Raw genomic sequence first — 21424 nt, forward strand, 5'->3', positions numbered from 1 at the left:
AAATTATTGGCAATGACATTGGCCTGACATTGATTAGTTTTTATCTTTTTTGAGGTTTTTGGTGTAATGAACAGTGTTGTTTTTCAATAAATTGAGAAGGTGATTCGCCCTAGAACCGCTCTAAAAGTGAGTTATATCATTATGCCGAAAAGGCATAGTCTTGCTGTCTTTCGAATTAAGATGATTTCGTCCGGGAGTTTGTTTACACTAAACGAAATACATCTTTAAGCGCACTACCCAGTCCTATGACAGGGTGGGCTTTTTTTGTCCAAAGACCCATTTGGGCTTGAGGTTATAAAATGGAAAAAGTTCCAATGACACTACGTGGCGAGCAAAAGCTACGTGCAGAACTCGATCGTCTACTTAAACTACGTCCTCAGATCTCAGAGGCAATTGCTGAAGCTCGTGAGCTAGGTGATTTAAAAGAGAATGCTGAATATCACGCCGCTCGTGAAGAGCAGGGCATTTGTGAAGCACAAATCCGTGACATTGAATACAAACTGTCAGTTGCTCAAGTTATTGATGTAACGAAGATGGAGAACACGGGTAAAGTTATTTTTGGTTCAACCGTAACCTTGATTGATATCGACACCGAAGAAGAAAAAACGTACCAAATCGTTGGTGATGACGAAGCCGATATCAAAGCAGGTCGCATTTCAGTGAGCTCACCTATTGCTCGTGGCCTGATTGGTAAGATGGAAGGCGATGAAGTTGCTATTCAAACTCCGGGTGGCGCGAAAGACTTCGAAATTGACCGAGTAGAATATATCTAAGTCGTTTGGAGTAGCATTATTACTCTGATAAAACGCAAAAAGGTCGCCTCAGGCGACCTTTTTTCTTCAGCAACGTAAGTAGAGTTACTTACGAGGGATTTCGATTTTACGCTCTTCAGACTGGCGGTATAGCACAAGCACTTTACCAATAGTCTGAACTTTTTCAGCGCCCGTCTCACGTACGATAGCGTCGATGATTAGCTGTTTTGTTTCACGATCTTCCGAAGCAACTTTTACTTTGATAAGTTCGTGATGGTTAAGAGCGATTTCAATTTCTGCTAGCACGGCTTCTGTAAGTCCATTTGCGCCCATTAGCACAACAGGTTTTAAACTGTGAGCTAGGCCTTTAAGGTGCTGCTTTTGTTTGGTGCTTAGGTTCATTACGCGGCCAATTTTCTTTAAAATAAGGGTTGAAAAAAGCTATTTTAACGCCATCTATTGCTGAAGACTATAATTTATTGAGTAATAGGTAGCGCCTATTAAAACAATAGCTCCAATTTGTGCCTTGTTGGGATTAAAATGAGTAAACAAAAACATTCGGCTAGTTCTGGTCGTTGGTTGAAAGAACACTTTGATGATAAATACGCGAATGAAGCCCGAAAAAAAGGCTACCGCTCACGTGCTTATTTCAAGATCGATGAGATTCAAACGAAAGATAAATTGTTAAAGCCTGGAATGACAGTCGTCGACTTGGGGGCCGCGCCGGGCGGATGGTCTCAATATGCTGCTAAGATAGTAGGGGACAGTGGGCAGATCATTGCGTGTGACTTGCTTCCTATGGACCCGATTGCTGGCGTTAGCTTTTTACAAGGCGACTTTCGTGATGATGCGGTATTGGACGCTTTGCTAGAAAGGATCCAACCTTCCATGGTAGACGTAGTAATGTCTGATATGGCGCCTAACATCGCGGGAAACAATTCTGTTGATCAACCTCGCGCTATGTATTTAGTTGAATTAGCTTTAGATATGTGTCGACAAGTTCTAGCGCCTAATGGTAGCTTTGTCGTAAAGGTTTTCCAAGGGGAAGGCTTCGATCAGTATGTGAAAGAAGTCCGAGACATGTTTAAAGCCGTAAAAATTAGAAAACCAGACTCATCGCGAGCTCGCTCTCGAGAGGTCTTCGTCGTAGCCACTGGTTACAAAGGTTAACCATTTTGCTCTCTTGAGAGCGTGTTAACACTATAGCTACAGTTAATGAACTGTAGTACCCTACCTTTAATTACAATTAGTTATCGAGAGGCTTACACCTTGAGTGACATGGCAAAAAATTTAATTCTGTGGCTTGTTATCGCCGTCGTATTGATGTCGGTATTTCAGAGCTTTGGCCCTGGAGAAAGCAATGGCAGAACCGTGGATTACACCACGTTTGTACAGGAAGTTGGCCAAGGCCAGATTCAAGAAGCAACTTTTAAAGACGGTGAAATTAGCTTTGTTCGTCGTGGCGGCGGTGCCAAAATGGTCACTTACATGCCAGTGTATGACCAAAAGCTTCTAGATGACCTAATTAACCAAAACGTGAAAGTACAAGGCACGCCTCCAGAAGAGCAAAGCTTGCTTGGTACTATCTTCATCTCTTGGTTCCCAATGATCTTACTAATTGGTGTATGGATTTTCTTCATGCGTCAAATGCAAGGCGGCGGTGGTAAAGGCGCCATGTCTTTTGGTAAGAGCAAAGCTCGAATGATGAGCGAAGAACAAATCAAGACAACTTTTGCTGACGTTGCTGGTTGTGACGAAGCAAAAGAAGACGTGAAAGAACTGGTGGACTACCTACGCGATCCAAGCCGCTTCCAAAAACTAGGCGGTAAGATTCCAACGGGTGTTCTAATGGTTGGTCCTCCTGGTACGGGTAAAACGCTTCTAGCGAAAGCCATTGCCGGTGAGGCGAAAGTACCATTCTTTACTATCTCTGGTTCTGATTTCGTAGAAATGTTCGTTGGTGTTGGTGCATCTCGTGTGCGTGACATGTTTGAACAAGCAAAGAAAGCTGCACCTTGTATCATCTTTATCGATGAGATCGATGCGGTAGGCCGTCAACGTGGCGCAGGTGTTGGTGGTGGTCATGATGAACGTGAACAAACACTAAACCAAATGCTCGTTGAGATGGATGGTTTCGAAGGTAACGAAGGTATTATCGTTATCGCTGCGACTAACCGTCCGGACGTGCTAGACCCTGCGCTACTGCGTCCTGGTCGTTTTGACCGCCAAGTAGTAGTTGGTCTTCCAGATGTACGTGGCCGTGAACAGATCCTAAAAGTTCACATGCGTAAGGTCCCTCTAGCGGGTGATGTAGAGCCTTCTCTCATCGCACGTGGTACACCAGGCTTCTCTGGTGCTGACCTAGCAAACTTAGTTAACGAAGCAGCCTTGTTTGCTGCGCGAGGTAACAAGCGCAACGTTTCTATGGTTGAGTTTGAACTGGCGAAAGACAAAATCATGATGGGTGCTGAGCGCCGTTCAATGGTGATGTCTGAGGAAGTGAAAGAGTCAACCGCATACCACGAAGCGGGTCACGCGATTGTTGGTCGCTTGGTTCCTGAACACGATCCAGTGTACAAAGTGTCTATCATTCCACGTGGTCGTGCGTTGGGTGTAACAATGTACCTTCCAGAGCAGGACCGCGTGAGTATGTCTCGCCAACACCTAGAATCAATGATTTCTAGCTTGTACGGTGGTCGTTTAGCAGAAGAACTTATCTACGGTGCTGACAAAGTATCAACCGGTGCTTCTAATGATATCGAGCGCGCAACAGATATTGCTCGTAAGATGGTTACTCAATGGGGTTTCTCTGAAAAGCTTGGCCCTCTGCTGTATGCAGAAGATGAAGGCGAAGTGTTCTTAGGGCGTAGTGTAACTCAGACTAAACATGTGTCTGACGATACAGCGAAGTTGATTGATGACGAAGTTCGTCAGATCATTGACCGCAACTACGATCGTGCGAAGAAGATTCTTCAAGAGAACATGGATATCATGCATGCGATGAAAGATGCGCTGATGAAGTATGAAACCATTGATGCTCGCCAGATTGATGACTTAATGGAGCGCAAAGCTGAAATTCGTGAGCCTGCGGGCTGGAGTGATAACTCAGCAAGCAAACCAGAAGACAGCGACAAGCCTCAAGCAAAGCAAGAAGTTAAAGAAGAAGCAACGGAGACTGCGAAAGATGCAGAACAGCCTAGCTCTTCTGAAACAACTTCTAACGAAGCGCCTGAAAAGAAAGACTCTGAATAAAGAGTATCGATAATATTAAACCCCGAGTTATCTCGGGGTTTTTGTGTTTATGATGATGATTACAGCAAATAACAAATCTTTGGACCTTTCGCGTCCACATGTCATGGCCATTCTAAATGTGACACCGGATTCCTTTTCGGATGGCGGTAAATACAACTCAATTGAACTTGCTCTTGCTCAAGTTGATAAAATGATAAAGGCTGGTGTAAGTATTGTTGATGTTGGTGGTGAATCAACAAGACCTGGTGCACCGGATGTGTCTTTGGAAGAAGAGCTTAGGCGTGTTGTCCCAGTAATCAAAGCCATTCGTGAAAAATATGATGTATGGATTTCCGTTGACACCAGTAAAGCAGAAGTGATGCGTCAAGCAATTGATGCTGGGGCTGATTTGATCAATGACATCCGCTCGCTGCAAGAGCCAGGTGCTCTGGAAGTCGCAGCAGAAGCAAACCTTCCAATTTGTCTGATGCATATGAAAGGTCAGCCTAGGACCATGCAAGTTGACCCTCATTATGATGATTTAATGGGGGACGTGTCGGCTTTTCTAGAAGAACGTATCGCGGCGTGTGAAGCAGCAGGGATTGATAAATCTCAACTGATTCTCGATCCTGGGTTTGGCTTTGGCAAAACAATCGAACACAATTATCATATGCTTGCTCATCTTGAAAAGTTTCATGAATTCGGCCTGCCTATTTTGGCTGGCATGTCTCGTAAATCCATGATCTTCAAACTGTTAGACAAGCCAGCGGCAGAGTGTACGAACGCAAGTGTCGTTTGTGCTACGATTGCCGCGATGAAAGGCGCGCAGATCATTCGCGTGCATGACTTTGAAGAGACAATCGAAGCGATGAAAGTTGTTGAGATGACGAAAAACAATATTTAAAAATAATAAAGGAAAGTTTATGTCGAATGAAAGACGTTACTTTGGTACTGACGGTGTGCGCGGTAAAGTAGGACAATACCCAATCACTCCAGACTTCGTACTTAAGCTTGGCTGGGCTGCTGGTCGTGTACTAGCGAAACAAGGCACAAAGAAAGTTATCATAGGTAAAGATACACGTATTTCAGGTTATATGCTTGAATCTGCACTAGAGGCTGGCCTTGCAGCTGCGGGACTTAAAGCAACATTTACTGGTCCCATGCCAACTCCAGCTGTGGCATATTTAACTCAGACTTTCCGTGCCGAGGCTGGTATTGTGATTTCTGCATCACATAACCCATATTACGACAACGGCATTAAATTCTTTTCTTCTGAGGGTACTAAGCTACCTGACGATATCGAATTGGCGATCGAAGCTGAGTTAGATAAAGAAATTGAATGTGTGGAGTCTGCTGAGCTTGGTAAAGCAACCCGCCTAAATGATGCAGCTGGTCGTTACATCGAATTCTGTAAGAGTACTTTCCCATCTGAGTTGAGCCTTGCGAACTTTAAGATCGTAGTAGACTGTGCGCACGGTGCAACGTACCACATCGCTCCAAATGTTTTCAAAGAACTTGGGGCAGAAGTTATCGCTATGGGCGTAGAGCCTAACGGCATCAACATTAATGAAAAAGTGGGCGCAACAGACGTACGAGCTCTTCAACAGCGTGTTGTTGAAGAGCAAGCGCATCTTGGTCTCGCATTTGATGGTGATGGTGACCGCATCATTATGGTCGACCACCTAGGTAACAAAGTTGATGGTGACCAAATTGCTTATATCATCGCTCGTGATGCACTTCGTCGTGGTGAGCTAAAGGGTGGTGTTGTTGGTACACTAATGACTAACTTGGGTATGGAAAATGGTTTAAAGCAGCTAGGCATTCCGTTTGTACGTGCTGCTGTTGGTGACCGTTATGTCATGGAGCAACTGCTAGAAAAAGGTTGGAAAATTGGTGCTGAAAACTCAGGCCATGTGATCTTATTAGATAAAGTCACAACCGGCGATGCGATTGTTGCTGCACTTCAAGTACTTGCTTCTGTAATTGGCAGCGATATGTCTTTATATGAACTATCGCAAGGAATGACATTATATCCTCAGGTTTTAGAAAATGTCCGTTTCTCAGGAGAAAGTAACCCTCTTGAAGCTACAGCTGTATTAAACGCTGTCGCTGAAGTAGAGGCGACACTTGGTGATAAAGGGCGTGTACTGCTGCGTAAGTCTGGCACTGAGCCTTTGATCCGCGTTATGGTGGAAGGCGAAGATGGTGAACTAGTTCAACACTCAGCATTGAAAATCGCTGAGGCTGTTAAAGCAAGTTGTTAATCATTGCGTTAAAGCATGTCTTGAATGAAAAGGGCATCTTTTGCCCTTTTTTTGAGCGCTTAACGCATTGGCATTGATTTTTTACTAATTTTCCCTTGTCAGCGTTACTGGCTTTCGCTAGTATTGCTCCGCCTCCCGTTAGGAGGTCGCTAGCCTTGTTCATTATGATTTGTTCTTTTGAACGGCGCTGGCTCAACAATTTGGAACATAGGTGGAAAAAATGTTTTCAGTTCTACTTGTGATTTACCTGTTGGCAGCGCTTGGTGTGATTGGCCTTGTGTTGATTCAACAAGGTAAAGGCGCAGATATGGGAGCCTCGTTCGGTGCTGGTGCTTCAAACACAGTGTTTGGTGCTGGCGGCTCAGGTAATTTCTTAACCCGAACAACTGCTATTTTAGCAACCGTATTCTTTATCGTTAGCTTGTTACTTGGTCGTATGTCTACGCACCAGACTGAATCACAATGGGTAGACCCAACGTTAGGTCAACCAGTTGTTGAACAAGTTAAGGACGCAGCGAGTGAAGTTCCTGCCCCTGCGGGTGATGAAATTCCTCAATAAGCTGTAAGGTTTTGATGCCGAGATGGTGAAATTGGTAGACACGCTAGCATGAGGTGCTAGTGCCTTAGGTGTGAGGGTTCGAGTCCCTCTCTCGGCACCATGTATTTACAAACTTGTAAATCACTTGTTTGCGAGTATAATGCTCAGCAAGTCGGACGCGGGGTGGAGCAGCTTGGTAGCTCGTCGGGCTCATAACCCGAAGGTCGTCGGTTCAAATCCGGCCCCCGCAACCAATCTCTTTCTTTAAAAGGAAATCGTAGATTGGCAAGTTTGCGTAGTGCTAACCACACTACGAGTTAAGAAAAGCAATTGTTGGCTATTCTTAACGTATCAGGGTCCAGCAGCATAAAACCCCGACTATCGGGGTTTTTTGTTATCTGAGCTTTTTGAAATAGCTCAGATACTGCTTGGTTTTTTGATTGGGCTCTGAGCCCTTTTTTTGTTTCTGGAGTGGTTAAATGACTGGTTTAGAAAGACAACTTACTGAAATGCTTGACGCGCCAGTAGCGGCATCAGGTTATGAGTTAGTTGGATTAGAATTCATTCGTGCAGGCGCGCACTCAACGTTACGTATCTACATTGACCATGAAAATGGTATTAACGTAGACGACTGTGCAGAAGTTAGCCACCAAGTTAGTGCAGTTTTAGACGTTGAAGATCCAATTTCTGTTGCTTACAGCCTAGAAGTGTCTTCTCCAGGTTTAGAAAGACCACTTTTTAAAGCAGCACATTACGAGCAATTTATTGGTCACGAGGTCAGCATCGTATTGAAAATGGCTGTAGCAAACCGTCGTAAGTGGAAAGGTATTATCCACGGTGTTGATGGCGAAACAGTGACAATTACTGTAGACGGTCAGCAAGAAGAGTTTGCTCTAAGTAACATTTCCAAAGCTAACCTGATCCCTAAATTTTAGTTCCCTAAAAAAGTTTAAGCTTAGAGGCTAAATACAATGAGTAAAGAAATTTTAGCGGTAGCAGAAGCGGTATCGAACGAAAAAGCGGTACCTCGTGAGCGTATCTTTGAGGCTCTTGAGATTGCTCTAGCAACTTCTACAAAGAAAAAATACGAAATCGAAATCGACGTACGTGTTGCCATTGACCGTAAAACCGGTGAGTTTGTCACTTACCGCCGTTGGTTAGTTGTTGATGACGTTGAGAACCCTACAAAAGAGATCTCACTAGAAGCAGCGCAATACGAAGATGATTCAATCGAGCTTGGCGACTACGTAGAAGACGAAATCGAATCAGTAACGTTTGACCGTATTACGACTCAAACTGCTAAGCAAGTTATCGTACAAAAAGTTCGTGAAGCTGAGCGCGCACAAATCGTTGAACAGTTCATCGACAATGAAGGTGATCTAATCACTGGTGTCGTGAAAAAAGTAAACCGTGACACAATCGTGCTTGATCTTGGTAATAACGCTGAAGCGGTAATCCTGCGTGATGACCAACTTCCTCGTGAAAACTTCCGTCCAGGCGACCGCGTACGTGGCCTTCTTTACAAAGTCGCGCCTGAAGCACGTGGTTTCCAATTGTTCATCACTCGTTCTAAGCCAGAAATGTTGGCAGAACTGTTCCGTGTTGAAGTGCCTGAAATCGCAGAAGATATTATCGAGTTGAAAGGCGCGGCACGTGATCCTGGTTCTCGCGCTAAGATCGCTGTCAAAACAAATGACAAACGTATCGACCCTGTAGGTGCGTGTGTTGGTATGCGTGGTGCACGTGTACAAGCTGTTTCTGGCGAACTTGGTGGTGAGCGTATCGATATCGTTCTTTGGGATGATAACCCAGCTCAATTCGTTATCAACGCAATGGCGCCAGCTGATGTTGCTTCTATCATCGTTGATGAGGATGCACACTCAATGGACATCGCAGTTGAAGCTGACAACCTAGCGCAAGCTATTGGTCGTAACGGTCAAAACGTGCGTCTAGCATCTCAACTAACCGGTTGGGAACTGAATGTTATGACAGTTGCTGATCTTCAGAAGAAACACGCTGAAGAATCACAAGCATCTATTGAAAACTTCATGAAGTACCTAGATATTGAAGAAGACTTCGCTCAACTTCTTGTTGAAGAAGGTTTCTCAACGCTAGAAGAAATCGCATACGTGCCAGTTAACGAGCTACTAGAAATCGATGGTTTGAATGAAGAACTAATCGAAGAGCTTCGTGGACGTGCAAAAGATGCACTAACGACGATCGCACTAGCACAAGAAGAGTCTTTTGAAGGTCTAGAACCAGCTGAGGACCTACTTGCACTTGAAGGTCTTGAGCGTGAGATGGCATTTAAATTGGCAGCGAAAGGTGTAGCGACACTGGAAGATCTTGCTGACCAAGGTATTGACGATTTAGAAGGTATCGAAGGCCTGACCGAGGAACGTGCAGGTGAGCTAATTATGGCCGCACGTAACATCTGTTGGTTCGGCGAAGAAGCATAATTTTCGGCAAGGAGGAAGCGGCATGACACAATTAACAGTTAAAGCACTGAGTGATGAGATTGGTACGCCAGTCGACCGCTTGATTGAACAACTTGCTGACGCTGGCATTAAAAAGGCGAGCTCTGACAATGTTACTGATGAAGAGAAGCAGAAGCTTCTCTCTCATTTAAAGAAAGAACACGGTGATAAATCAGGTGATTCAGAGCCGACTCGCCTTACGCTTCAGCGTAAAACTCGTAGTACACTTAGTGTGAACGCGGGTGGTGGTAAGAGTAAGAATGTTCAGGTTGAGGTGCGCAAAAAACGTACATACGTGAAGCGCAGCACAATTGAAGATGAAGCGAAACGTGAAGCTGAAGAAGCAGCACAACGTGAAGCAGAAGAAGCAGCAAAACGTGCAGCAGAAGAAGCTGCAAAACGTGAAGCTGAAGAAGCTGCAAAACGTGAAGCTGAAGAAGCTGCAAAACGTGAAGCGGAAGAAAAAGCGAAACGTGAAGCTGAAGAAAAAGCGAAGCGAGACGTAGATACGAATGCACAACGTAATGCTGAAGAAAAAGCAAAGCGTGATGCTGAAGAGAAAATTAAGCAAGAAGCAGCGCGAAAAGAGGCCGACGAGCTTAAACGTCGTCAGGAAGAAGAAGCTAAGCGTAAGGCTGAAGAGGAAAGTCAGCGCAAGCTTGAAGAAGCTCGCGAATTGGCTGAAAAGAATAAAGAGCGTTGGTCTGCTGCAGAAGAGAAAAAGGGTGATATGGAAGATACAGATTACCATGTAACGACTTCACAATACGCACGTGAAGCCGAAGATGAAGCAGATCGCAAAGTAGAAGGCGGTCGTCGTAAGAAGAAAAAAGCAGCTTCGGGTAAAGACGACCAAGCTCGCGGAGGCCGTAACAACCAACGTGGCGGTAGAGGTCGTAAGGGCAAACTTGCTAAGCCGACTTCAATGCAGCACGGGTTTGATAAGTCAGCAACGGTTGCTAAGCAAGACGTTGTAATTGGCGAAACGATCGTTCTATCAGAACTTGCTAACAAGATGTCGGTTAAAGCGACAGAAGTTATCAAAGTAATGATGAAGATGGGCGCTATGGCGACTATCAACCAAGTGATCGACCAAGAAACAGCACAACTTGTTGCTGAAGAAATGGGCCATAAAGTAGTTCTTCGTAAAGAGAACGAACTGGAAGAAGCGGTACTATCTGACCGTGACACTAACGCGGAAGCAGTTCCACGTGCTCCAGTTGTTACTATCATGGGTCACGTTGACCACGGTAAAACGTCAACACTTGACTACATCCGTCGCACACACGTTGCTTCTGGCGAAGCGGGTGGTATTACTCAGCACATTGGTGCGTACCACGTTGAAACAGACAACGGCATGATCACGTTCCTTGATACTCCTGGACACGCAGCGTTTACTGCAATGCGTGCTCGTGGTGCTCAAGCAACAGATATCGTTGTTCTTGTAGTTGCAGCAGACGATGGCGTAATGCCACAAACAGTAGAAGCGATTCAGCACGCGAAAGCGGCAGGCGTTCCTCTAATTGTTGCTGTGAACAAGATCGATAAAGAAGACGCGAACCCAGATAACGTTAAGAACGAGCTTGCTCAATACGACGTTATTCCTGAAGAGTGGGGCGGTGAGAACATGTTCGTTCACATCTCTGCTAAACAGGGTACAAACATCGATGGTCTTCTAGAAGCAATCCTTCTTCAGTCTGAAGTTCTTGAACTTACAGCTGTAGCTGAGGGCATGGCATCTGGTGTTGTTGTTGAATCTCGCCTAGATAAAGGTCGTGGTCCAGTTGCAACAGTACTTGTTCAATCAGGTACACTAAACAAAGGCGACATCGTTCTTTGTGGTCAAGAATACGGCCGTGTTCGTGCAATGCGTGATGAGCTAGGTAAAGAAATTACTTCGGCTGGCCCATCTATCCCTGTAGAGATCCTAGGTCTTTCAGGTGTACCATCTTCAGGTGATGAAGCAACAGTAGTTCGTGACGAGCGTAAAGCGCGTGAAGTAGCTAACTACCGTGCTGGTAAGTTCCGTGAAGTGAAACTTGCTCGTCAGCAGAAATCTAAACTAGAGAACATGTTCTCTAACATGACTGCTGGTGAAGTTGCTGAACTTAACGTTGTACTTAAAGCAGACGTTCAAGGTTCTGTAGAAGCAATCGCTGACTCACTAGTTAAGCTATCTACTGACGAAGTTAAAGTGAACATCGTTGGTTCTGGTGTAGGTGGTATTACGGAAACTGACGTAGTACTAGCGGAAGCTTCAAACGCAATCATCCTTGGCTTTAACGTTCGTGCAGATGCTTCTGCTCGCCGTGCTGTTGAAGCCGCAGCTGTTGACTTACGTTACTACTCAATCATTTACCAATTGATTGATGAAGTGAAACAAGCAATGGGCGGTATGCTTGCTCCAGAATTCAAGCAAGAGATCATTGGTCTTGCTGAAGTTCGTGACGTGTTTAAGTCACCGAAACTGGGCGCTATCGCTGGTTGTATGGTTACAGAAGGTGTGATCAAGCGTAACAACCCAATCCGTGTACTACGTGATAACGTTGTTATTTACGAAGGTGAACTAGAGTCACTACGTCGTTTCAAAGATGACGTTCAAGAAGTTAAGAATGGCTACGAATGTGGTATCGGCGTTAAGAACTACAATGATGTTCGCGTTGGTGACCAAATCGAAGTCTTCGAAATCGTTGAAATTAAACGTACTCTAGACTAATTGACTAAAATTACTAATATTGTCTTTGAAAGATAAGTAGTAATTGGTTGTTGAATACACCATGGGGGGCTGGCTTTGACCAACCCCCCATTCTTTCTATATAAGAGTAAAGATATGTCAAAAGAATTTAGCCGCACGCAGCGCGTTGCACAGCAGCTGCAAAAAGAACTAGCGATGATCCTTCAACGTGAAGTTCGTGACTCTCGCCTTGGCATGGTGACGATCTCAGACGTAGAAGTCTCTCGTGACCTAGCTTACGCAAAAGTATTTGTGACCTTCCTGTGTGTGGGTGAGCAAACACCTGAATCATGTCTAGCAGCGCTACGTGAGCACGAAGTGCACATTCGCATGATGTTAGGTAAGCGTATTCGTCTACGTTTAACGCCAGAAATCCGCTTCCACTATGACAATACGCTTGTTGAAGGTATGCGTATGTCTAACCTAGTGTCTGAAGTCGTTAGTTCAGACAAACAAAAGCAAAAAGATTCTGGTCGTGAGGACGAAGAATAATGGCTCGTCGTCGTAAAGGTCGTCCAATTAATGGCGTTATACTGTTGGACAAACCAACAGGTATCTCTTCCAATGATGCACTGCAAAAAGTAAAGCGAATCTACTTTGCTGAGAAAGCAGGCCACACTGGAGCCTTGGACCCATTAGCGACAGGCATGCTGCCAATTTGCTTGGGTGAAGCGACAAAATTTTCTCAGTTTCTTCTTGATTCTGATAAACGCTACCGTGTGATCGCAAAGCTGGGTGAACGTACCAATACGTCTGACTCGGATGGTGAAGTTGTAGAGACGCGTCCAGTCGATGTTACGTTAGACAAGCTAGAAGCGTGCATCGATCAGTTCCGTGGTGAATCTGATCAAGTGCCTTCCATGTTCTCTGCGTTGAAGTATCAAGGTAAACCCTTGTATGAATACGCTCGTAAAGGCATCGAAGTTCCGCGTGAATCTCGTAAGATCACGGTATATGAGATTGTTCTTCACCGTTTTGAAGGCGATGAAGTAGAGATGGAAGTGCACTGCTCTAAAGGTACCTATATTCGTACTATCGTTGATGATCTGGGCGAAATGTTAGGTTGTGGTGCGCACGTAACTATGCTTCGTCGTACTGGTGTTGCTAAATACCCTTACGAGAATATGGTAACACTTGAGCAACTAAATGAGTTGCTAGAGCAAGCTCACCGCGAGGAACGAGCGCCTCGAGAACTACTGGACCCACTGCTTTTGCCAATGGATACAGCGGTAGAAGACTTACCAGAAGTCAACTTGGTGCCTGAACTGGCGGATATGGTCCAACATGGGCAGCCCGTTCAAGTATTTGGTGCTCCGACAGAGGGCTCACTTCGCCTTACTATGGGTGAAGAACGCTTGTTTATTGGCGTTGGCGAAATGAACGAAGATGGCAAAATCGCTCCTAAGCGATTGGTCGTGTTCCGAGATGACGTTGCATCCAAGTAAATGATTGAAAATACCGACCTGAGTGTCGGTATTTTTATATTGCACGAGATAGGAAATTTCCCTATAATCCGCGCTTCGCGTAGCGGCTGAATCAGAGATTGGCTGCTACAACTTTAAACCTACTCTTATTAGGAGAGAATTATGTCTCTGAATGCAGAAACTAAAGCAGCAATCGTTGCAGAATACGCACAAGGCGAAGGCGACACTGGTTCACCAGAAGTTCAAGTAGCTCTACTTACAGCTTCTATCAACCACCTACAAGGTCACTTCAAAGCGCACAAAGGCGATCACCACAGCCGTCGTGGTCTTCTACGCATGGTTTCTCGTCGTCGTAAGCTTCTAGATTACCTAAAAGGTAAAAACCTAGCTCGCTACCAAGACCTAATCAAACGTCTAGGCCTACGTCGCTAATCAGCGACTGCATAGCAGTTTGTCTAAAAAGGGGCTTTATGCCCCTTTTTTGTTGCCTAAATTTAGCCAAATTAGACTTATGCCGTTATAATACTGGCGGCTAAACCTTGTAAGAGGTTTTCTCAAAAGCTCATAGCATTACAGTCAACCACGTCGACCAAAAGGTCGCGACTATTCAAAAGGAACTTCCGAGTTTCTTTTTACTAGTCGCGATTCGTAATGCCTTGAGTGTCAATTAACACATCTAAGATTTCTTTAAGCACTAAAGGAAGATTAGAAACAAGGAATAACAATGTTCGAAAAACCAGTTGTTAAAACGTTCCAGTACGGTAACCACACAGTTACTTTAGAAACTGGCGTTATTGCACGTCAAGCTACAGCAGCAGTTATGGTCACAATGGATGATACGTCTGTATTCGTATCTGTTGTAGGTAAAAAAGAAGCCGTTGCAGGTCAAGACTTCTTCCCACTAACGGTTAACTACCAAGAGCGTACTTACGCTGCGGGTAAAATCCCAGGCGGCTTCTTCAAACGTGAAGGTCGTCCTTCTGAAGGCGAAACGCTAACAGCTCGTCTAATCGACCGTCCAATCCGTCCGCTATTCCCAGACGCGTTTAAAAACGAAGTTCAGGTTATCGCGACAGTAATGTCTGTAAACCCAGATGTTCAGCCAGATATCGTTACAATGATCGGTACTTCTGCTGCTCTTGCTATCTCTGGCATTCCATTCAACGGCCCTATCGGTGCGGCGCGTGTTGGTCATATCGATGGTCAGCTTGTACTTAACCCTAGCCAAACTGAACTAGAAACTTCTAAGCTTGACCTTGTTGTTGCAGGTACAGAGTCAGCAGTATTGATGGTTGAGTCAGAAGCGGACAACCTAACTGAAGAAGAAATGCTAGCGGCGGTTGTTTATGGTCATGACCAACAACAAGTTGCTATTAAAGCTATCAACGAATTCAAAGCAGAAGTTGCAACTCCTGCTTGGGATTGGGTTGCTCCTGAAGAGAACACAGCGCTTAAAAATAAGATTGCTGATCTAGCAGAAGCTAAACTTGTTGAAGCCTACCAAATTACTGAGAAAATGGCTCGTTACGACCGCATCCATGAGATCGCTGCGGAAGTAAATGAAGTTCTTCTTGCTGAAGATCCTGAAGCAGACACAAAAGAAATCCACACTATCTTCCATGATCTAGAGAAGACAGTAGTACGTAGCCGTATTATTGCAGGTAACCCTCGTATCGATGGCCGTGAAAAAGACATGGTTCGTGCACTAGATGTACGTACTGGTGTTCTTCCTCGTACTCACGGTAGCGCGCTATTCACTCGTGGTGAAACTCAGGCGATCGTTACGGCAACGCTAGGTACTCAGCGTGATGCTCAAATCATCGATGAGCTAACTGGTGAGCGTAAAGATCACTTCCTACTGCACTACAACTTCCCTCCATACTGTGTAGGTGAAACTGGTTTTGTAGGTTCTCCTAAGCGTCGTGAAATCGGCCACGGTAAACTGGCGAAGCGTGGTATTGCTGCAGTAATGCCTTCTGTTGATGAGTTCCCATACACAGTACGTGTTGTATCGGAAATCACTGAATCTAACGGTTCATCTTCAATGGCTTCAGTATGTGGTACTTCTCTTGCACTTATGGACGCGGGTGTGCCAATCAAAGCATCTGTTGCTGGTATCGCAATGGGTCTTGTTAAAGAAGGTGACGATTTCGTTGTACTTTCTGACATCCTTGGCGATGAAGACCACCTAGGTGACATGGACTTTAAAGTAGCAGGTACTAACACTGGTATCACTGCACTTCAAATGGACATCAAGATCGAAGGCATCACTAAAGAAATCATGCAAATTGCGCTTAACCAAGCTCAAGGCGCACGTAAGCACATCCTATCTGTAATGGATGAAGCAATCTCTGGTGCTCGTGAAGACATCTCTGAATTTGCTCCGCGTATTCACACGATGAAGATCAGCGCTGAGAAGATCAAAGACGTTATCGGTAAAGGTGGTGCAGTTATCCGTGCTCTAACTGAAGAGACTGGTACAACTATCGAAATCGAAGACGACGGTACTATCAAGATTGCGGCAACTGAAGGCACTGCTGCGAAAGAAGCTATCCGCCGTATCGAAGAGATCACTGCTGAAGTGGAAGTGGGCCGTATCTACACAGGTAAAGTTGCACGTCTAGCTGACTTCGGTGCATTCGTAACGGTTCTTCCAGGCAAAGATGGTCTTGTACACATTTCTCAAATCGCAGAAAAACGCGTAGAGAAAGTGTCTGACTACCTAGCTGAAGGTCAAGAAGTTCAAGTTAAAGTTCTTGAAATCGACCGCCAAGGCCGTGTACGTCTAAGCATGAAAGAAGCGGTAGAAAAGCCAGCTGAAGAAGCTGCTGCTGAAGCACCGGCTGCTAAAGACGAGTAAGACAAAATGAGACTTTCAGCCTTTTATTAGATTAAGGGCCTGAAAGCATGTTATAAAAGGGGAGCATTTTCGCTCCCCTTTTTTGGTTTGTTTCGATGTATTAACCTCAAACGAGGTTATCGCCTATATTGCATTAAGAGAAACAAATCTTGAGCGGTCCAAACAGGAGTATCAATTAGTGAAATGGTTTCAAACCGCAATTTTATGTGTTGCTATCGCGCTGACCGGTTGTGCAAATACTTCTCAACAATCAGCACAAAAGTGGTTATATCCACCGATGGCGGTGCCACTTCAGCCTAGTGTTCAACAAGAAGTACAAATCGCGCGTCTCTCGCAGTTGCTACAACGTCCCGACCTTAGTGATGAAGTGCGCGCTAAAATGCATTATGAGCGCGGTAGCTACTACGACAGCGTTGGTTTGCGTGATCTTGCCCGTTTGGACTTTAACCAGTCTTTGCAGTTGAATCCTGCTCAGCCGGACATCTTCAATCTTTTGGGAGTATACTTTACCCAAGTAGGAGAGTTTGATGCGGCATATGAAGCGTTTGACTCGACCATAGAGTTGGCTCCTGATAATACCTATGCTGAGCGCAACCGTGCGATTGCACTGTATTATGGTGGCCGAATCGATCTCGCTTTAGAAGATATGACCAAGCATTATCAAGAAATGCCAACGGATCCTTTTCGTTCATTATGGCTGTACATCATCGAAGCTGAGCAAAATCCAGAGCAAGCAAAAGCCAATCTTCAACAGCGTTATTTACGAGATCGTAGTGAAGAGTGGGGGTGGGTTCTTGTTGCCATCATGCTACGAGACGTCTCGGACGAAGACGCGCTTAAAGCAATTATGGATGGAACGAGAGAGAACTATCGCCTAGCTGAACGATTGACGGAAACGTATTTCTACCTTGGAAAGCGTAATCAGCTTGAAGGTGATATCGCAAGTGCCATCTCACTTTATAAGCTCGCGATTTCGTTCAACGTTTACGATTATGTTGAGCATCGCTATTCTTTCTTGGAGTTGGCGCAAATTTACGATCAATTACAGCAAGATAGATTGGCCAAGTTAAAGGCCGCCAAGAAGCTGGAAATTGAATGATTTAGAGCCGCTCGATGAGAGCGGCTTTTTTTATGATTGAACTTGATGAGTGACTCATTTAAAATAGTTAGTCTTGCTAACTAAGTGGTGGTGGCTTTTATGGCATTAGAAGAAAGCTTGATTGATTTAGAGCGTTTTTGCGCCAAAGCTTGGCGTGTCTATGCCAAAGAAGATCCATTATCACATCTAAGCTTTAATGAGTTCGATTATTTACGTGTGATTCAGGTTTACCCTGAGGGTGTGCGAATAACCGATCTTGCAGAAGAGCTGCAAGTGACTAAGCCTTCCGCATCGACAATGGTTGTGCGTTTGGAAAAAAAGGGTTTGGTGAAACGCATCGCATGTAATGAGGATGCTCGTGCTAAGCGTGTGTTGCTTACGGAAGAAGTCGCAGAAAAAATGTCTTTGGAGCAGGTAGTGTACAAAGATATCTCTGACCAAATGATGCAACAATTAAATCAGCAAGAAGCTGAGCAGTTACAAGCTTTATTGAATAAAGCGTTGAGTAATAAGTCATTTTAAACTAAAGCAAAGGCCTCAGCTGTATGGTTTAGTTTTTGTTGTTTCATCTTTCTTTTATTTAATTTAACCATTTAGTTAGCCTTGCTAATTAAATGGTTAGCTTTGCTAACTACTGGTGACAGTCATGCAAAACTCAATTTATAGACAGTTTTGGAAATATACGATTCCAACCGTCGCAGCAATGCTCGTGAACGGTTTGTATCAAATAGTTGATGGCATTTTTATTGGCCGTTATGTTGGCGCTGACGGATTAGCTGGGATCAATGTTGCGTGGCCTATTATCGGTTCGATCCTCGGTATAGGAATGATGATTGGGGTGGGGACTGGTGCGCTGACTTCGATCAAGCAAGGAGAGAACGATCATGAAGGTGCTAAGCGAATCCTAACGACCGGATTGACGTTGTTAGCGGCATTGATGCCGATCGTTGCTACAATATTGTTTTTGTTTTCGGATGAATTTATTCGCTGGCAAGGAGCGGAAGGGCGAGTGTTTGAACTTGCGCTGCAATATTTGCATGTTCTGATTGTCGCGTGCGTATTCACGTTGGGTTCTATCGCGGTTCCGTTTCTGTTGCGCAATGACGACAGCCCGAACTTAGCAACGATTTTGATGGTCATCGGTGCCGTTATTAACATTGTATTAGACTACGTATTTATTGCTTGGTTGGAGTGGGAGTTAACCGGAGCCGCTATTGCCACTGCACTTGCACAATTAGTGGTCACTGTGCTAGGTATTGGTTACTTCTTTACTTCAAAAGCAACATTACGCCTTCGTATCAGCGACTTCAAAGTTCAGGTTGATGCTGCACCAAAGATTATCATGATAGGTACATCAAGTTTCTTTATGTACGCCTACGGCTCTGTGATGGTGGCACTGCACAACGCGTTATTTGCTCAATACGGAAGTGCAATGTTGATCGGAGCGTACGCCATTTTGGGGTACATCGTGACGGTTTACTATCTGATAGCCGAAGGAATTGCGAATGGTATGCAGCCTTTAGTGAGCTTCAACCACGGTGCACGTAATCAGGAGAACATCAGAAAGTTATTAAAGGTCGCGATGGGGACATCTGTGCTTGGTGGGGTGGCGTTCGTTGTTTTGATGAACCTTTTTCCGTACGAACTGGTTGCGGTGTTTAATAATGCAGACCAACAGTTGATTGATAGCTCGGTGATCGGGATTCGTTTACACATGTTTGCGTTGTTCTTAGATGGTTTTTTAGTTGTGGCGGCCGCGTACTATCAATCAGTAAACAAAGGCAGCAAAGCCATGTTTGTCACACTAGGCAACATGCTGGTCCAGTTGCCATTCTTATTCATTATGCCGAAACTTTTCGGCGTGACAGGCATTTGGTTAGCTTTCCCATTGTCTAACATTGCATTGAGTTTGGTCGTGATCAGTATGTTGTGGCGAGATGTGAAAAAGCTGCTTAATGAAACTTCGGCTGAGCCAACAGTGCAAGCCTGTTAACAATGGCTGATAGAGAAAAGCGAGGTTGGGCCTCGCTTTTCTTTTTTGGGGAGCTAAATGTTTTTTACTTCTAAGCCAGCTAGCTGATGCCAATAGCCATTGCATTGGCGGCTTTCAAGTTTTTCAGGGTTGTCGCCGTGCTCGTTTGAGCGAAAATGCTCTAACTCAGAAAGTGTACTCACACCGAGAGGGCTTAATCGGACCACATCAACCAGGCCTTGCATACTTGGTAAGTCATTGATCAGGTTATAACAATACCCTGATTGTGTTTGAATGCCGTTAAGGTTAAAGACTTCTTGCCCTTCTTGGCTACTGACCTGGATTCCCGTAGGGTATTTGATACAGCAGGTTTCGCAATCGTCTTTCGCTCGGTTTTCAGCTCGGGCTGTGAAACAGCGAGCGGAATACGCTAAAGGCAAATAACCGTGGCTAAATACCTCAACTTCAAACTTGTTACGAATACCAAGCTCGTCACACTGAACTAAAGTATCGTTTAACCATTCGCGAGAGAGCTCGACAGGCATGCACCAACGCATCATACCTTGCTTCAAAAATAAGTTGAGCGTGTGTGCGTTATAAGTATTGATTGCAGGACCAACGACGAAAGGCACTTTATGCTCTGATGCCAATTGAACAGCAGATACGTCATTTGCCTCAATCGCGAAGTCACCGTTGTCGATGTACTTCTTCATTATGTTTACTTCACTCGGAGCTTCTAGTAGTGCCATCGTTGATAGCACCACTTGCTTGCCAGATGCAGACAGCTCTTTTGCGATTTCAAGCCAATGCGAAGGCTTCATTTCTCGACGTTTTGAACATACGGTTTCCCCAAGATAGATGATGTCCGCGGAGCTTGATTTCGCTTGTTCATAAAACGCTTCGATGTCTTGTTTTGGCCAGAAGTACAACAGCGGGCCAAGCGCGTATTTCATTGAATTATCCATCTTAACCTCTACTGCCATTTGCGGTGATAAGCACCAAGTGTGGTCTGCGTACCTTCAGACACGTTTGCCAATGCGGCATCCCAAGCCGCTTCGACTTGGTAAGCTTCTGGGTTTGCTTGGTAACGGTCAATCGCGGCTCGCCATGTTCGAGTGACTTGTTCTACGTAAGCAGGGCTACGTTGGCGACCCTCAATTTTTACGGAAGCCACATTTGCAGCAAATAGTTCTGGCAGCATAGAGAGGGTGTTCAAACTGGTTGGTTCTTCCAGTGCGTGGTAGCGTTTTTTCTCGCCTTCGATTTCTGCTTCGAAACGACCTTTACACAAGGTAGGGTAGCCCGCATTTTCACCGGCGCTGTAGCGATCGATCAAAATGTTGTTAAGGCGGGATTCCAGACCATTTTCTGTTTCTTGCCAGCGAACGTACTTAGCTGGAGAGCATGCTCCCACAGTGTTTGGAGACTCACCTGTCATGTATGACGATAGGTAGCAGCGACCTTCAGACATGATACAAAGGCTACCAAAAGCAAAGACTTCTAACTCGACATCGCTAGTGATGTTGCGTGAGAGCTGTTTGACCTGATGAATCGATAAAACGCGGGGTAGCACTACCCGTTTTACGTTGAAGTTTTGTTTGTAAAAATCAATGGCTGCGACGTTGGTCGCTGATGCTTGCACTGAAAGGTGTAGTTCCAGATGGGGATATTTGCGAGCCGCGTACTCCAGCACTGCAATGTCTGCAACAATCAGCGCGTCTACACCCAGTGCCGCTGCATTGTCTACTGCGTTCGTCCAGCGCTCGAAGCCATTGGGATGAGCGAAGGTATTCAACGCGACATGAATTTTTTTATTGCGGTCATGAACGTATTGCACCGCTTTTTCTAATTTCTTGCCGTTAAAGTTGAGGCCAGCAAAGTGACGGGCGTTGGTATCATCTTTGAAACCAATGTAGACGGCATCGGCACCGCAATCAATCGCAGTTTTTAACGCAGGCAGGTTACCCGCGGGACACAAGAGTTCCATATGCTCACAATCATTGAGAATAAAAAGGTGTCCGCATTTTATGAAGAATTATGAATAGCGAAATTGACCTAAGTTAGGTTTAGCTC

Annotated in this window: 19 protein-coding genes and 2 tRNA genes; 18 read left to right on the forward strand and 3 right to left on the reverse strand. The window is 45.0% G+C overall.

Features of this window, described 5'->3' with window-relative positions:
* Window positions 1–299: 299 nt before the first annotated feature.
* Window positions 300–773 (forward strand): transcription elongation factor GreA, encoded by a 474-nt coding sequence (greA, locus tag R7H07_RS06925; RefSeq protein WP_005380065.1) that lies wholly within the window; start codon window positions 300–302, stop codon window positions 771–773.
* 84 nt (window positions 774–857) lie between these two features.
* Here the strand turns inward: greA and yhbY are convergent, their stop codons facing one another.
* Complete coding sequence (gene yhbY, locus R7H07_RS06930) at window positions 858–1154, reverse strand: ribosome assembly RNA-binding protein YhbY (RefSeq protein ID WP_005380066.1); 297 nt, start codon at window positions 1152–1154, stop codon at window positions 858–860.
* 138 nt (window positions 1155–1292) lie between these two features.
* Between yhbY and rlmE the strand changes: the two genes are divergently transcribed.
* The 17 genes from rlmE to R7H07_RS07015 all read left to right on the forward strand — a co-directional run bounded on the left by rlmE (window position 1293) and on the right by R7H07_RS07015 (window position 19372).
* Entirely contained in the window at window positions 1293–1922 is a 630-nt protein-coding gene (gene rlmE / locus R7H07_RS06935; protein ID WP_104975562.1) for a 23S rRNA (uridine(2552)-2'-O)-methyltransferase RlmE, read from the forward strand.
* 108 nt (window positions 1923–2030) lie between these two features.
* Window positions 2031–4004, forward strand: a complete 1974-nt coding sequence (ftsH, locus tag R7H07_RS06940) for an ATP-dependent zinc metalloprotease FtsH (RefSeq protein WP_017635895.1) — start codon at window positions 2031–2033, stop codon at window positions 4002–4004.
* Between the two features lie 52 nt (window positions 4005–4056).
* On the forward strand, window positions 4057–4887 hold the full coding sequence (gene folP, locus R7H07_RS06945) for a dihydropteroate synthase (protein ID WP_017820419.1): 831 nt from the start codon (window positions 4057–4059) through the stop codon (window positions 4885–4887).
* Window positions 4888–4906: 19 nt separating this feature from the next.
* Window positions 4907–6247, forward strand: coding sequence for a phosphoglucosamine mutase (glmM, locus tag R7H07_RS06950; protein WP_005388992.1), 1341 nt, complete (start codon window positions 4907–4909; stop codon window positions 6245–6247).
* A 220-nt stretch (window positions 6248–6467) separates the two neighbouring features.
* A complete protein-coding gene (secG, locus tag R7H07_RS06955; RefSeq protein ID WP_005380080.1) occupies window positions 6468–6806 on the forward strand; it encodes a preprotein translocase subunit SecG in 339 nt (112 codons plus the stop codon).
* Between the two features lie 16 nt (window positions 6807–6822).
* A tRNA-Leu gene (locus tag R7H07_RS06960) sits at window positions 6823–6906 on the forward strand.
* Between the two features lie 56 nt (window positions 6907–6962).
* Window positions 6963–7039, forward strand: a tRNA-Met gene (locus R7H07_RS06965).
* 225 nt (window positions 7040–7264) lie between these two features.
* Window positions 7265–7720, forward strand: coding sequence for a ribosome maturation factor RimP (gene rimP, locus R7H07_RS06970; protein WP_005386424.1), 456 nt, complete (start codon window positions 7265–7267; stop codon window positions 7718–7720).
* Between the two features lie 36 nt (window positions 7721–7756).
* Window positions 7757–9244 carry a transcription termination factor NusA gene (gene nusA / locus R7H07_RS06975; protein ID WP_005380084.1) on the forward strand — a complete coding sequence of 496 codons (1488 nt, stop codon included), beginning with the start codon at window positions 7757–7759 and terminating at the stop codon, window positions 9242–9244.
* A gap of 22 nt (window positions 9245–9266) precedes the next feature.
* On the forward strand, window positions 9267–11978 hold the full coding sequence (infB, locus tag R7H07_RS06980) for a translation initiation factor IF-2 (RefSeq protein ID WP_005380086.1): 2712 nt from the start codon (window positions 9267–9269) through the stop codon (window positions 11976–11978).
* 114 nt (window positions 11979–12092) lie between these two features.
* On the forward strand, window positions 12093–12488 hold the full coding sequence (gene rbfA / locus R7H07_RS06985) for a 30S ribosome-binding factor RbfA (protein WP_005380087.1): 396 nt from the start codon (window positions 12093–12095) through the stop codon (window positions 12486–12488).
* Window positions 12488–13441, forward strand: coding sequence for a tRNA pseudouridine(55) synthase TruB (gene truB, locus R7H07_RS06990; protein ID WP_017820421.1), 954 nt, complete (start codon window positions 12488–12490; stop codon window positions 13439–13441). The genes rbfA and truB overlap by 1 nt, the downstream gene beginning before the upstream one ends.
* Window positions 13442–13582: 141 nt before the next feature.
* On the forward strand, window positions 13583–13852 hold the full coding sequence (rpsO, locus tag R7H07_RS06995) for a 30S ribosomal protein S15 (protein ID WP_005380094.1): 270 nt from the start codon (window positions 13583–13585) through the stop codon (window positions 13850–13852).
* A gap of 292 nt (window positions 13853–14144) precedes the next feature.
* On the forward strand, window positions 14145–16280 hold the full coding sequence (gene pnp, locus R7H07_RS07000) for a polyribonucleotide nucleotidyltransferase (protein ID WP_054574827.1): 2136 nt from the start codon (window positions 14145–14147) through the stop codon (window positions 16278–16280).
* Window positions 16281–16458: 178 nt separating this feature from the next.
* Entirely contained in the window at window positions 16459–17379 is a 921-nt protein-coding gene (nlpI, locus tag R7H07_RS07005) for a lipoprotein NlpI (protein ID WP_005380101.1), read from the forward strand.
* Between the two features lie 99 nt (window positions 17380–17478).
* Window positions 17479–17901: a MarR family winged helix-turn-helix transcriptional regulator gene (locus tag R7H07_RS07010; protein WP_005380103.1), complete on the forward strand. Its 423-nt coding sequence runs from the start codon at window positions 17479–17481 to the stop codon at window positions 17899–17901.
* 124 nt (window positions 17902–18025) lie between these two features.
* Window positions 18026–19372 carry an MATE family efflux transporter gene (locus R7H07_RS07015; protein ID WP_206959598.1) on the forward strand — a complete coding sequence of 449 codons (1347 nt, stop codon included), beginning with the start codon at window positions 18026–18028 and terminating at the stop codon, window positions 19370–19372.
* A 53-nt stretch (window positions 19373–19425) separates the two neighbouring features.
* On the opposite strand, the gene R7H07_RS07020 is transcribed toward R7H07_RS07015, so the two are convergent.
* Both R7H07_RS07020 and R7H07_RS07025 read right to left on the reverse strand, forming a co-directional pair.
* Window positions 19426–20304, reverse strand: coding sequence for a U32 family peptidase (locus R7H07_RS07020; RefSeq protein WP_065275085.1), 879 nt, complete (start codon window positions 20302–20304; stop codon window positions 19426–19428).
* A 20-nt stretch (window positions 20305–20324) separates the two neighbouring features.
* Window positions 20325–21338 carry a ubiquinone anaerobic biosynthesis protein UbiU gene (locus R7H07_RS07025; protein WP_065274795.1) on the reverse strand — a complete coding sequence of 338 codons (1014 nt, stop codon included), beginning with the start codon at window positions 21336–21338 and terminating at the stop codon, window positions 20325–20327.
* Window positions 21339–21424: the final 86 nt, after the last annotated feature.

It is taken from the genome of Vibrio sp. Vb1127 (assembly GCF_033338735.1).
In the GTDB taxonomy this organism is placed as follows: domain Bacteria; phylum Pseudomonadota; class Gammaproteobacteria; order Enterobacterales; family Vibrionaceae; genus Vibrio; species Vibrio alginolyticus.

Bases quoted from the DNA above. Each gene is read 5' to 3' on its own strand.
- yhbY (WP_005380066.1), bottom strand. From the start codon at position 1,154: ATGAACCTAAGCACCAAACAAAAGCAGCACCTTAAAGGCCTAGCTCAC.
- greA (WP_005380065.1), top strand. From the start codon at position 300: ATGGAAAAAGTTCCAATGACACTACGTGGCGAGCAAAAGCTACGTGCA.
- nusA (WP_005380084.1), top strand. From the start codon at position 7,757: ATGAGTAAAGAAATTTTAGCGGTAGCAGAAGCGGTATCGAACGAAAAA.
- secG (WP_005380080.1), top strand. From the start codon at position 6,468: ATGTTTTCAGTTCTACTTGTGATTTACCTGTTGGCAGCGCTTGGTGTG.
- R7H07_RS07010 (WP_005380103.1), top strand. From the start codon at position 17,479: ATGGCATTAGAAGAAAGCTTGATTGATTTAGAGCGTTTTTGCGCCAAA.
- R7H07_RS07020 (WP_065275085.1), bottom strand. From the start codon at position 20,304: ATGAAATACGCGCTTGGCCCGCTGTTGTACTTCTGGCCAAAACAAGAC.
- R7H07_RS07025 (WP_065274795.1), bottom strand. From the start codon at position 21,338: ATGGAACTCTTGTGTCCCGCGGGTAACCTGCCTGCGTTAAAAACTGCG.
- folP (WP_017820419.1), top strand. From the start codon at position 4,057: ATGATGATTACAGCAAATAACAAATCTTTGGACCTTTCGCGTCCACAT.
- infB (WP_005380086.1), top strand. From the start codon at position 9,267: ATGACACAATTAACAGTTAAAGCACTGAGTGATGAGATTGGTACGCCA.
- rpsO (WP_005380094.1), top strand. From the start codon at position 13,583: ATGTCTCTGAATGCAGAAACTAAAGCAGCAATCGTTGCAGAATACGCA.
- ftsH (WP_017635895.1), top strand. From the start codon at position 2,031: ATGGCAAAAAATTTAATTCTGTGGCTTGTTATCGCCGTCGTATTGATG.
- rimP (WP_005386424.1), top strand. From the start codon at position 7,265: ATGACTGGTTTAGAAAGACAACTTACTGAAATGCTTGACGCGCCAGTA.
- truB (WP_017820421.1), top strand. From the start codon at position 12,488: ATGGCTCGTCGTCGTAAAGGTCGTCCAATTAATGGCGTTATACTGTTG.
- rbfA (WP_005380087.1), top strand. From the start codon at position 12,093: ATGTCAAAAGAATTTAGCCGCACGCAGCGCGTTGCACAGCAGCTGCAA.
- glmM (WP_005388992.1), top strand. From the start codon at position 4,907: ATGTCGAATGAAAGACGTTACTTTGGTACTGACGGTGTGCGCGGTAAA.
- rlmE (WP_104975562.1), top strand. From the start codon at position 1,293: ATGAGTAAACAAAAACATTCGGCTAGTTCTGGTCGTTGGTTGAAAGAA.
- pnp (WP_054574827.1), top strand. From the start codon at position 14,145: ATGTTCGAAAAACCAGTTGTTAAAACGTTCCAGTACGGTAACCACACA.
- R7H07_RS07015 (WP_206959598.1), top strand. From the start codon at position 18,026: ATGCAAAACTCAATTTATAGACAGTTTTGGAAATATACGATTCCAACC.